The organism is Pseudonocardia sp., assembly GCF_050250275.1.
In the GTDB taxonomy this organism is placed as follows: Bacteria; Actinomycetota; Actinomycetes; order Mycobacteriales; family Pseudonocardiaceae; genus Pseudonocardia.
Window position 1 is genome coordinate 20,217 of sequence record NZ_JBFWOY010000041.1, and the last position, 12,085, is coordinate 32,301.

Consider the following 12,085-nt stretch of genomic DNA (forward strand, 5'->3'; position numbering starts at 1 on the left):
CACAACTTGAGCCGGGCGGGCCCACGACGTCGACGAGCGGCGACAACTGGTCACTCCACGTGACAGGTGTCGGTCGAGCGGCGGACGGGGAAAGCGGGCGCCGACCTCGCGATATACTCCGCTGGCTCCGAAAGAGCAGACGTAAGCCGACGCGATCGTACCTACTCGGCGCCGCCGCGGTCGTTCCCCGACGCCCGCGTGTCGCAGTCGCGCAGGTCACGTGGTCCAGTCGGTTTCACCCGTCCGGATGACCCACCACAGAAGGTTCGACGGCTCCCCACGATGCTCCCCGTAGTTGCTCCCCGTTCCCGTTCCGGTACGCGCTGTCCATCCACCGCGGCGGACGGGCAACTCGGCTCTGCATCCCGTCGGCGGCGCAACCTCTGTCGGGGGTCCGTGTCAGGCTCGGACGGCTCGAACCCGAACGGCTCGACGCAGACCGGCAGCAGGGAGTTCTCGACGTGACCACCACCGAGCGTGGCCCATCGCGGTCCGAACGGTTGAACCCACGCAACTGGAGCCTGTCGATCAAGCTCCTGATCGTCGGTCTGGTGCCCACCCTGCTGGCCCTCGGCCTCGGTGCACTGCGCATCTCCGACCAGGCCGACGTCGCCGCGAACCTCGGCCGCAGCAACGAGCTCCTCGCCGTCCGCGACCAGGTCGAGGCCGCCGCCGGCGCGCTGCGCGCCGAGCGCGACGCCGCCGTCCGCTTCGTCGCCGCCAACCGCACGGGCGACCGCGCTCCGGTCGACGCCGCCGCCCAGACCACCGACGCCCAGCTCGACAAGGCCGTGCAGGCCCTGGCCAGCACGGAGTCCCCCGACGCCCCGGGCACCGGCGCGCAGCCCCTGCGCGAGGTCACGCTGTCCATGCAGGACCTACGCCGCGACACGACGTCGTCCGCCCTGCCTGCGGACGGCATCCTCAACCGCTACGGCGACGTCGTCTCGCAGACCGACGTCGTGTCCCGCACGCTGCTGCGCCAGGTCGCCAACCCCGAGGTCGCCGGCCTCACCGACGCGCTCGCCGCCACCGACGCGGCGGCCGAGCAGCTCGCCGTCCAGCACACCGTCGTCGCGGCCGCGGTCGCCGCCGGCCGGGTCTCCGACACCGACCTCACCCTGGTCGGCGCCACCGAGAACGCCTACAACGCGGCGTTCAACACCTACCGCCTGTCGCTCACCCCCGAGCAGCAGCAGCGGTTCGGGCTCTTCGGCACCGACCCCGCCAACGGCCCCCGGGTCCAGCTCGGCGCCACCATCCTGCAGACCACGCCGGGCCGCGCGCTGACCATCGACCCCGCCGCCTGGGACGCCGCCTACACCTCGTCGAACGACGTGGTGCAGAAGTCGGCCGACGCCGTCGCGTCCCAGCTCAAGCAGGACACCACCGCCGCCCAGGAGGCGGCCAGCAACCAGGCCGGCGTCAACTCCGTCATCCTGATGCTCGGCCTGCTGCTGGGCATCGCGATCATCGTGCTGCTCGCCCGGTCGCTGCTCAAGTCGCTGCGGCTGCTGCGCACCAGCGCGCTCGACGTCGCCGAACGCCAGCTCCCCGAGGCCGTCGAGAGCCTGCGAACCGGTGAGTCGCCCAACGCCCACGTCGAACCCGTCCCGATCGACACCCGCGACGAGGTCGGCCAGGTGGCCCGCGCCTTCGACGCCGTCCACGGCCAGGCCGTCCGCCTCGCCGCCGACCAGGCAGCGCTGCAGGCCAACGTCAACAGCATGTTCGTCAACCTCTCCCGCCGCAGCCAGGCACTGGTCGAACGGCAGCTGCAGCTGATCGAGCAGCTGGAGAGCAACGAGCAGGACCCCGACCAGCTGTCCAACCTGTTCCAGCTCGACCACCTCGCGACCCGTATGCGCCGCAACAGCGAGAACCTGCTGGTCCTCGCCGGCACCGAGCTGAGCAAGCGCAACATCGCACCGATCCCGGTCGTCGACGTCCTGCGCGCCGCCGTGTCCGAGGTCGAGCAGTACCAACGGATCGTCGTGCAGTCGCCGCCCACGGCCAACGTCGTCGGCCGCGCCGCGAACGACCTCGTCCACCTGCTCGCCGAGCTGCTCGACAACGCGACGAACTTCTCCCCGCCCGACTCCCAGGTCGTGCTGAGCAGTACCCGCACACCCGACGGCTCGATTCTCGTCGAGATCGCCGACCGCGGCGTCGGCATGGCCGAACACGAGCTCATCGACGCCAACGAACGCCTCGGCGGCCCCGCGCAGGTCGACGTCTCCGCGTCGCGGCGCATGGGTCTGTTCGTGGTCGGTCGCCTGGCCGCCCGCCACGGCATCGGCGTCCGGCTCGGCAGCACCGGATCCGGCGGCCTCACCGCGTCGGTGACCGTCCCCGGCTACCTGATCCCCGGCGCCCCCGGCGACGCCACCGGGCCGGCCGGGGCCCCGCAGATGCCGTCGATGCAGGACGGCACCGCCGGTCCCGCGCTGCCGGTCCTGCCGCAGCAGATCATCCCCAACGGGCACGCCGTACCCGCCGGCTCGCTGGCCGGCCTCGTCGTCGGCGACGACGGGACGACGTTCCCGCCGCTGCAGACGGTCGACGGGTCCGCCAACGGCTCCGGAGCCGGCCACCACTCCAACGGTTCCTCCCCGCTCCCGGCCCGTCGTCCCGGCGCCAACCTGCTGTCCGGCACCTCCGGCAACGGCCGCACCCCCGGCGAGATGTTCACGCCGAGCGAGGCAGACGACCCCGAGTCCGACGAGACCGGCTGGGCCCTGTCCGGACCGGCCCCCGGCGCCCCGGTGGTCCCCGACACCGCCGCCCCGGCCACCTCCGCCGACCCCGCCACCGGGTGGGCACTCGCCGGACCGGTCGTGCCCGAGGAGGAGCTGCGCGCAGCGCACGGCCTCACCGCCCCGCGCCCCGACACCACCGAGCCCGACCGGGGCGCGACGCCGCCCACCCGCATCGGTGGAGCCGCCGCGGCCGCCGCGGCGCTCGCCGCGGCCCGGCGACGGGCCCGTCGCCAGCCGCGCGAGGACATCACGCCCGACGGCCCGAACGACTTCTTCACCGGTACCGACGGGGCCGACGACGCCCGCGTCACCGGGTCGCGTCCCGACAGCGCCCGCGCTCTGCTGGGCCGCCCCAAGGAGCCGACACCGTCGCCGCACCACGACGACACCGGGACCGGCGAGATCCGCATCGCCACCAACCCCGGCTCGGCGCCCCTGCCCCGCCGCACGCCGCGCCCCATCGGCCCGGTCGCCACCGAGGGCCACATCCCCGACCTGCCCGTCCCCGACCTGCCCGTCCCCGACCTGCCCGTCCCTGCGCTGCCCGTCCCCGAGGCCTCGGCCGGGGAGGTCCCGGTCGACGAGGCCCGCCGCGACGAGGCCGCGGCCGACGAGCCGGTGACCGAGGCAGGGTCGAGCGCCGCGGCGACCGGCTCCACCGCAGCCGACGGGACCACCGACGTCGAGCCGGCCGACGTCGAGACAGCCGACACCGCGGCAGCCGACACCGCGGCAGCCGACAACGAGGCAGCCGACAACGAGGCAGCCGACACTCAGGCAGGGGAGGCAGCCGACACCGACCCGGGGACCGGCTCCGGGACCGTCGAGGCCACTGCGGCCGACACGTTCACCGCCTCCGGTGACGTGGTCGCCCCCGACGACGAACTCGTCGAAGAGGACAGCGCCGACGAGGCCGCGACCACCGAGGCCGCCCCCGACGACAGCGCATCCGGCGAGGCGACCGACCGCGCCGCGACCGCCGGCTCCACGGAGGACCGCGCCGCGGCCGCGACGCCGGCAGCCGACGACCGGCCCGCCCCGGCGCTGCCGCAGCCGCGCGACATCGGCGCGGCTCTCGCCGCGGGTCTCGCAGGGACCGTACGAGGCTCCGACGACGCCGCCGCCCGGCCTGCGGAACGCAGCGACGACACCCCGCCCGCCCGCCCACTCGTGTCGGGCCCGCGGGCCTCGACCGACCGTCCGGCCGACGAGATCGTCGCGGCGGCCACCGACGCCGCACCCGGCGACGGCGAGGTCACCGGGGTTCCCGGCAGCGAGGGTTCCCGGGACGACGCGGCGACCACGCCCGAGTCGGCAGCCCCTCGGCCGAACATGATACGGCCGGTCCCGCGGCCCGGCACCACGCCGTCGCCCAGTGGTCCGGCCGACCGGCAGCCGCCGTCGGCCCTGCCGCCGCCGTCGCGGCCGGCCGTCGACGGACCCGGCCGCTCCGGTCTGCTCCCGCGACGCGTCCCGGGTGCCGGGATCAACCGTGCCCTGGGTGGGCAGACGCCCGTTCCCCCGCCGACGCCGGGCACGCCGGCTCCCGACGCCCGCCCCGCCGCGCAGACGCCCGACGCCCGGCCGTCCGCGCCGGTCGCACAGGGCGGCCCGGCCGACCTGACCAAGGCCGGTCCGGACGACGCGCCCGTCCAGCCCGCAGCACAGAGCCCGGCCGCGCAGAGCCCGGCCGCGCAGACGCCTGCGCAGCACGCCCCGGCAGGACAGACGCCCCCGCAGCAGAGCGCGCCCGGTGTGTCGCCCTTGCGAGGCCCCGCAGGGCCCGTGCCGCCCCAGGGCGGCGGCGACACGGCGGGTCGTGTCCCCGTCGGCGAGCAGCCCGCCATCCCGCCGGTCGGCGAGCAGCGGGCCGCAGAGACCCCGGCGGGCGAGCAGCGCGTCGCTCCGTCGCTGCCCCAGCGGCTCGGTCCGCCGCAGCCCGCGGGCCGGCCCACCGTCCACCCCCCGACGCCGCAGGCGCCGGTCGCCCAGCCCCCGGTCGCCCAGCCCCCGGTCACCCAGCCCCCGGCGCCGGTCGGACAGGCACCCCAGCCCCAGGCGCCCCAGCCCCAGGCGCCCCAGCCGCTGGCACCGCCCGTGCCCTCGGCGGGCCCGTCGCACACCGGCGGCCTTCCGGTCCGCACCCCCGGTGCCCAGTCGTACGGCCGCCCCACCCCGCCGCAGCCGCAGCCGCAGCCGGGCCCGGCCTACCCGCAGCAGGGTCCGCCCGCCGAGGAGGCCACGTCCGAGGACGACGGCTTCTCCACGCCGATCTTCGCCGAGATCGCGTCGGCCTGGTTCCGACCCGTTGCAGGTCAGGCCGTCCCCGGTAGCCCGCCCGCCGGCGCCCGCGCCGGTTCAGCCGGTCGCGGCCGCGCCGCTGCGTGTGGCGCCCGCCGCGACAGGGCCGGGCGACCAGGCCCAGGGTGACGACGACTTCTCCAGCACCGCCGACGTCGGCTGGGAAGCCGCCGAGCGCAATGCGGAGACATCGGCGGGCGAGTACACGTCGGCCGGGCTGCCCAAGCGGCGACCCCGGGCTCGACTGGTTCCGGGCAGCGCGGGAGGATCCGCGGTACTTGCGTCGTCGACCTCGACGACGGCATCGGCGACCGCCACCGACGCCGGAGGACGGACGGCGGAGGCGGTCCGCGGACGGCTCGCCAGCTACCAGAGAGGGATCCGGCAGGGTCGGGAGAACCGGCTCCGCAGGGAACGTGAACTCGCCGAAGGCAGGATGGCGAACAGTACCGATGCGCGGCCCGCGGGGGCGGGCGCACAGGACGAGGAGACCAGGTGACCGCACCACAGACACAGCCGAGCCGGTTCGGATGGCTGGTCACGAACTTCGCGGAGCGCGTGCCGGGGGTGGCACACGCGATCGTCGTGTCCGCCGACGGTCTGCTCCTGACGTCGTCGGACCGCCTTCCGCGCGACCGTGCCGACCAGCTGGCGGCCGTGTCGTCGGGGTTGATCAGCCTGACCCAGGGGGCCGCCCGTTGCTTCGACGCGGGCGGGGTCGTGCAGACCGTCGTCGAGATGGACCGGGGCATCGTCCTGCTGATGTCGATCAGTGACGGTTCCTGCCTGTCGGTCCTCGCCTCGCCGACGTGCGACATCGGCCTCATCGGCTACGAGATGACGCTGCTGGTCGACCGTGTCGGCCAGCTGCTCACCCCGGAGCTGCGGGCCGAGCTGCAGGGCTCCTTCGGGCCCTGACCGCACGCACCACACGGCACGGCCGCAGCAGCGGCCCGAACCCTGTCCGACGTCGAGAAGCAGAGGTAGGTGATACGCGATGAGCATCGGTCCCGACGACGAACGTCGGCAGTCCGACGAGCCAACCTTTGCCGACGTCATGAACGGGTTCTCGTTCGACAGCCGTCAGGAACACGACGGCTACGACGAGCAGTACCCCGACTACGAGGCGCCCGAGCGGCGCTTCCGGACCAGGCAGCGCTCCGGTCCGCGTCCGCCGTCCCCGTACCCCCCGCACGCGGAGGCCGGGCCGACATGGGATGCCGGCAGCGCGACCCAGTTCCACGAGACGGACTGGTTGACCGGGCACGCCCCCACGGGCGGCACGGTGCAACGCCCGGAGGGCGACAGCCCACAGACCGAGTTCCTGGCCGGGATGCCGAGTATCGACGCCCCACGGCACCGCCCCCTGCGGGCGCCGCGCCAGGTGTCGGAGGTGCTGCGGCACTACTCGGGCAACCCGCAGGTGGACGCGTCGGACGAGCCCGAGCAGCCGCACGTGCAGACGTTCCAGCCGGCGGGCCCGCGGCCCTCCGCCGACGCGGCCCCGGTGGGCCGGGCCGGGCCCGACCCGGCATCGACGGCCCCCATCGACATCCGGGGTGTCGGCGAGTTCGGCGACCTGGAGGACGTGTCGTCGGGTGCGTCGTTCGTCCGCCCGTACGCGTGGACGCGGGGCCGGACCCGGTCGGGTCTCGACCTCGCGATCGAAGCCCTGGTCTCGACGAGCCGGCAGGGCCGCAGCCAGCTGGAGCTGCTGCAGATGGAACATCGGGCGATCGCCGAACTGTGCGAGGAGCCCCGCTCGGTCGCCGAGGTGGCGGCGCTGATGTCGCTCCCGCTGGGGGTGGCGCGCGTGCTGCTCGGTGACATGGCAGGACTGGGCGTCGTCACGGTGCACCAGACCGCGAGCAGTACCGGCTCGTCGCCGGACCTCGCTCTGATGGAAAGGGTGTTGAGTGGACTCCGTCGGCTCTAGGCCACAGGCCGTCGCGACGACGGCGACGATCTCGGCCAAGATCGTCGTCGCCGGTGGGTTCGGTGTGGGCAAGACGACCTTCGTCGGGTCGGTCTCCGAGATCGTGCCGCTCACGACCGAGGCCGTCATGACCGAGGCGAGCGCGGGTCACGACGATCTGTCCGCGACGCCCAACAAGACGACCACGACCGTCGCCATGGACTTCGGGCGCGTCTCGCTGGACTCGGACCTGATCCTCTACCTGTTCGGGACGCCCGGGCAGCACCGGTTCTGGTTCATGTGGGACGACCTGGTGCGGGGCGCGATCGGTGCGGTCGTCCTGGTCGACACCCGCCGGCTCGCGGACTGCTTCGGCGCGATCGACTTCTTCGAGGATCGCGGGCTGCCGTACGTGGTGGGCCTCAACGCCTTCGACGGGATGCTGCAGCACCGCATCGACGATGTGCGCGAGGCGATGGCCATCAGCCCCGACGTCCCGATCGTCACGTGCGACGCGCGCAACCGGGACTCGACGAAGCAGACGTTGATCTCGCTGGTCGAGCACGCGATGACGCAGCGGATGGCGTCGCGCTGATCCGCCGCTCACTGCCGCTGTCGTCGCCCCTGGTCAGGGCTTCGACGGCGGCAGCGGCGTGGTGACGGCCTTGCGGTAGGCCTTCATGCCGTAGCGATCGACGGCGGTCTTGACGAGCCCGAAGACGGCCCCCTGCAGGGTGGCGGCGAGCAGGACCTCGCGGGTGCTGTAGTCGGTGGAGAGCGGCTCGGGGGTCTCGGACTCCCGGGAGACGGCTTTCCACACCAGCGCGAACACCTGTCCGGCCACGAGGCCGCCGACGATGCCGGACACGACGCCCACCGGCTTGTAGGCGAGCTTGAGGACGCCGGGCAGGTCGGCCCCGGTGTCGGCGATCCGCTTCGGGGACCCGTCGCGGTCGGCGTGGCGGCTCATCGTGTCCTCCTCGTCGGTAGCGCCCGGGATGTCGGGCGACCTCGCCGCCACGTACCCGCCGACCCCCGCCCGCAACCACACTGCTGCGGATCCGCCCCGGCACAGCAGCCAGGTTGCGCACGACCAACCGCCCGCAACCCCACTGCTGCGGATCCGCCCCGGGAGAGCAGTCAGGTTGCGCACGACCAACCGCCCGCAACCTCACCGCTGCGAAACCTCCCCGCACAGCAGCCAGGCTGCGCACGACCAACCGCCCGCAACCCCACCGCTGCGAAACGTCCCCGGCACGCAGCCAGGTTGCGCACGATCGACCGGCTGCCGCCGCTTCAACGGGCCCGGCCCGCCGGCCCGGGCCCGGCCCCCACCCCCGGGGCACCCTCACCGCTGCGAGGTGCGGAGGAGGGCGTCGAGACGGGTGGCCAGAGTGCCGGGGGCGGTCAGCCGGTTGTCGATCTCCAGGTGCGGCACCGGGGGTGGGTCGTCGGGGCGCATGCGGGCGACGAAGGCGTCGAAGGCCTCGAGCTTTGCGGTGTCGCGCGGGGAGCCGCGGTGGACGAGGCGGTGTCTCAGGGTCGGGGCGTCGGAGCGGACCCAGACCAGCCGCACGTGCGGCCCACCGAGGGCGTGGACCCATTCCGCCCATCGTCGCGGGTCGCGGATCTGGCCGGTGAAGGGCCCGGACAGCAGGACGGGGCAGCCGTGGGAGCGGATCTCGCGGGCCGTGGCGGTGAGCCCTGCGTACTCGTGGGTCTTGATGTGTGCGTCGTACCAGTCGCCCTCCCGCTCCCCCGGCGGCCGCCCGGCGGCGGCGAGGGTGGCGGCGACGAAGGGGCCGTAGAGGGTGTCCTTGTCGAGCAGGGCGGGGGTGGGGTCGAGGCGGGTGAGCAGCAGGTCGGCCACGGTCGTCTTGCCCGCTCCCGGCGCCCCGGCGACGACCCACACGTCGGCGGTCACGCGTCGGCGACCGGGTCCACGAGGGCGATGGAGGTGATGCGGTGCAACGGGATCCGGCGGATCTCCCCGTCGACGGTGTCGCGGCCCTCGACGATGCCGCCGCCGGCCGAGGTGGGGACGAGGACCCGTTCCCCGGCGACTCCGTGGCTGTCGACGAACCCGATCCACACGGGCCGGCGGGCGGTGACGGCGCGCTGCAGCTCGGCGAGGGTGCTGCCGCCGGCGACCCGGGCCGAGGTCCGGGAGCGCCGGACGCCGCTGAGGGCGTCGCCCGCCCGCATCGTGGAGACGACGGCGGCGAGGCGGTTGTCGTCGGGTGCGGCGGGGCCGGAGGGGGTGCGCGCGGGCCTGCCCCGGGACTCGACGCGGCGGCCGCGGCCGGCGAGGTCGAGGACGCCGCCGGCGGCGTCCTCGGCGGCGGGGCTGAACCCGGCGGCGCGCAGGCCGTCGAGGACTTCGACCAGCGGCAGCGGGCTGATGGCGATCGTGGGCGCGAGCCGGCGCAGTTCGAGCAGGCCGGTCTGGGGATGGGCCATGACCTCGGAGAGCAGGGTCTCGTCGTCGCTGCGCAGGAAGGACGCGGCGGCGCCGCCGCGGAGCCTGCCGTGGCGGCGGGCGACGTCGTCGACGAGGTAGCCGAGTGCTTGTGGCACAGGGGTTGCGGAGCGGGCGGTGAGGAGCTGGCGCACGTCGTCGGCGGTGCGGCCTGCGTCGAGGGCGCGCCGGATGCTGGCCTCGGTGAACCGGAAGACGGTGGCCCCGCCCGCGGACTCGACGTCGGCGACGAGGGCGATCTCCGCGGCGAGCTCGGGCTGGAGGCGGCCGGGGGCGACGGCGGTGAGGTCGGCCTGGAGCAGGACGTGGTCGACGGGTTCGGGGAGCGCGTCGCGCAGCGCGGCGGCGGCTTTGCCGGGGTCGGTGAGCAGGACGCGGCCGGGGCCGGAGAGGGCGTCGAGGGCGACGACGCCGAGGACGGTGGCCTCGGTGAGGGTCCAGGTGACCATGTCGTCGCGCAGCCGCCCGCCGCGGCGGGGGGCGCGCCAGGCGAGCAGGCCGGCGAGGTCGCCGGGGGCACGGACGGCCTGTCCGGGCGGGAGCTCGCCGAGGGCGTCGAGGACGCGGCGGCGGTCGCGGACGGCGAGGGGGCGGCGCAGGGCCTCCCCGAGGGCGGGGAGGGGTTTCCCGGACTCGTCGCGGGTGCCGGTGAGCCCGGGTAGCCGGGGCAGTTCGAGCCAGGCCTGGGCGAGCTGGGACCAGCGCTGTTCGGGGCCACCGGCGGCCCAGATGTCGGATGCGGTCGTCGGCACGAACTCCGCGGGGAACCCGTCGCCGACGGCGACGAGGTCGGCCGCCACCAGGATCTCGATGACGAGGGCGGCGGTGGGTTCGTCGAGCTCCATCTCCTTGGCGGCGCGCCGGAGGTCGCGCACGCCGAGGCCGCCGGCCCGCAGCGTCGGGGGTGGGGTGTCGCTCCAGAGCGCGAGGAGGGTCTCGACCCGGCGCAGCAGTTCGAGGGCGGCGCCGCCCGCGGTGGCGTCGACGGTGTCGGCGCCGCGGTCGACGGTGTCGGGCACGGGTGGTGTGACGGCGACGCCGCCGAGGGGTCGGTCACCGCGCAGGGCGAGGCCGACCTGGCGCGGCAGTTCGACGGTCTCGGGGTCGACGCGGATGAGGAGGCCGCGGGCGAGGAGCCGGCCGACGGGGCTGTCGGGGTCGGCGCCGGCGCGGCTGCGGCCGATGGGCGGGCCGGCGGCGAGGGCGTCGAGGACGCGCCGTTCCTCGGGGGTGATGTCGGCGAGGAGCCGGGGCAGCTCGATGGAGCCCGCGGGGCCGGCGGCGGGGCGGCCGAGGCCGCCGGGGTAGCGGGAGACGACCTCGCGGGCGGCGGGGACGAGGGCCCAGCCGTCGTCGGAGGCCCAGACGATCGCGCGGGCGCGGAGCTCGTCGAGGGCGCGGTCGAGGGCGGCGTCGGGGACGTCGGGGCCGAGCAGCCGGACGAGTTCGGGCCGTTCGGCGGCCTCGCTGTCGGCGCCGACGACGACGAGCGCTTCGAGGACGGCGAGGACGAGGGTGTCGAGATCGTCACAGGCCCGGTGCACGGATGCGCGGATGCCGGCCCGGGTGGCGAGCACGGTGAGGTCGGCGGGCGCGGGAACCGCCAGGTCGGGGCGCAGGCGCAGCAGGGCGACGAGGAAGTCGTCGTCCTCGGCGCGCAGGCGGTCGACCAGCGAGGTGGGCATCCCCTCCACGGTACTTGGCCCGGCCGGGCGGGCCCGTGGCGGCGATGGGTGATAATCGGCGCCGATACCGGTCCGGTTCGCCCGGGCCGTACCCGCGAGGAGGATTCCGTGTCGCAGCCGACCCGCCCGGCCCGTATCGACCCGAACTGGCCGCAGCTGCCCGACGGTGAGCACCCCGTCTCCGAGCTCCTGGGCGACGTGCAGGGTTCGTTGTCGCCGTTCGGTGAGATCGAGTTCCCGCTCGCCGAGGTGCCCTACGTGCACCCCGTGACCGAGATCAACCGATAGCGTGCCTGCGGGCCTGTTGCTGGCGGCCGGGGCCGGCCGCCGGATGGGCGGGCCGAAGGCACTCGTGCGGCTCGACGGCCGCCCGCTCGTCCTGCGGGCCGTCGACGTGTTGCGCGCCGCGGGGTGCGCCCCGCTCGTCGTCGTGGTGGGTGCCGCGGCCGCCGAGGTGCGGGCCCTGCTCCCTGCCGATGTGACCGCGGTGGAGGCCCCGGGGTGGGCCGACGGCATGGGCGCCTCGCTGCGTGCCGGCCTGGCGGCCCTGGAGCCCTTGCCGGGTGTCACGGCCGCGATCGTGCACCTGGTCGACCTGCCCGGCGTCACGGCGGCGGCGGTGGCCCGCTTGGCGGCCTCCGGGGACACCCCCGCCGCGCTCGCCCGTGCGGCCTACGACGGCCGTGCGGGCCACCCCGTCCTGCTGGGCCGCGACCACTGGGCGGCCGTCGCCGGGGCCGCGACGGGCGATGCGGGGGCCCGTGGCTATCTCGCGGGGAATCCCGACGTCGTCCTGGTGGAGTGCGGCGACGTCGCGGAGCCCGACGACGTCGACACCCCTGAGCAGTTGGCTCGTCGAGGCTCCGCGCTGGAATCCGGCAGCTGACCCGCGCCGCTCGCCCGCGGCCGCCGCCCGCCGCCCGCCGCCCGCGGCCGCCGGCGAGCG

General features: G+C 75.3%; 9 protein-coding genes. 6 read left to right on the top strand and 3 right to left on the bottom strand.

The window, feature by feature from the left end:
* Positions 1-461 precede the first annotated feature (461 nt).
* The 4 genes from AB7F12_RS28030 to AB7F12_RS28045 all read left to right on the top strand — a co-directional run bounded on the left by AB7F12_RS28030 (position 462) and on the right by AB7F12_RS28045 (position 7,570).
* Positions 462-5,189: a nitrate- and nitrite sensing domain-containing protein gene (locus tag AB7F12_RS28030; RefSeq protein WP_428498740.1), complete on the top strand. Its 4,728-nt coding sequence runs from the start codon at positions 462-464 to the stop codon at positions 5,187-5,189.
* Between the two features lie 366 nt (positions 5,190-5,555).
* Entirely contained in the window at positions 5,556-5,978 is a 423-nt protein-coding gene (locus AB7F12_RS28035) for a roadblock/LC7 domain-containing protein (RefSeq protein ID WP_098957503.1), read from the top strand.
* Between the two features lie 79 nt (positions 5,979-6,057).
* Positions 6,058-6,996 carry a DUF742 domain-containing protein gene (locus tag AB7F12_RS28040; RefSeq protein WP_428498741.1) on the top strand — a complete coding sequence of 313 codons (939 nt, stop codon included), beginning with the start codon at positions 6,058-6,060 and terminating at the stop codon, positions 6,994-6,996.
* Complete coding sequence (locus tag AB7F12_RS28045; protein ID WP_428498742.1) at positions 6,977-7,570, top strand: GTP-binding protein; 594 nt, start codon at positions 6,977-6,979, stop codon at positions 7,568-7,570. The genes AB7F12_RS28040 and AB7F12_RS28045 overlap by 20 nt, the downstream gene beginning before the upstream one ends.
* Positions 7,571-7,603: 33 nt before the next feature.
* Here the strand turns inward: AB7F12_RS28045 and AB7F12_RS28050 are convergent, their stop codons facing one another.
* The 3 genes from AB7F12_RS28050 to AB7F12_RS28060 form a co-directional block, all read right to left on the bottom strand.
* A complete protein-coding gene (locus AB7F12_RS28050) occupies positions 7,604-7,945 on the bottom strand; it encodes a DUF4235 domain-containing protein (protein WP_428498743.1) in 342 nt (113 codons plus the stop codon).
* Between the two features lie 378 nt (positions 7,946-8,323).
* Positions 8,324-8,899, bottom strand: coding sequence for an AAA family ATPase (locus AB7F12_RS28055; protein ID WP_428498744.1), 576 nt, complete (start codon positions 8,897-8,899; stop codon positions 8,324-8,326).
* Positions 8,896-11,139, bottom strand: coding sequence for a helicase-associated domain-containing protein (locus AB7F12_RS28060; protein ID WP_428498745.1), 2,244 nt, complete (start codon positions 11,137-11,139; stop codon positions 8,896-8,898). The genes AB7F12_RS28055 and AB7F12_RS28060 overlap by 4 nt, the downstream gene beginning before the upstream one ends.
* A gap of 108 nt (positions 11,140-11,247) precedes the next feature.
* Here AB7F12_RS28060 and AB7F12_RS28065 point away from each other — a divergent pair, with 108 nt between their 5' ends.
* Both AB7F12_RS28065 and AB7F12_RS28070 read left to right on the top strand, forming a co-directional pair.
* Positions 11,248-11,427: a hypothetical protein gene (locus tag AB7F12_RS28065; protein ID WP_428498746.1), complete on the top strand. Its 180-nt coding sequence runs from the start codon at positions 11,248-11,250 to the stop codon at positions 11,425-11,427.
* Between the two features lies 1 nt (position 11,428).
* A complete protein-coding gene (locus tag AB7F12_RS28070) occupies positions 11,429-12,025 on the top strand; it encodes a nucleotidyltransferase family protein (RefSeq protein ID WP_428498747.1) in 597 nt (198 codons plus the stop codon).
* Positions 12,026-12,085: the final 60 nt, after the last annotated feature.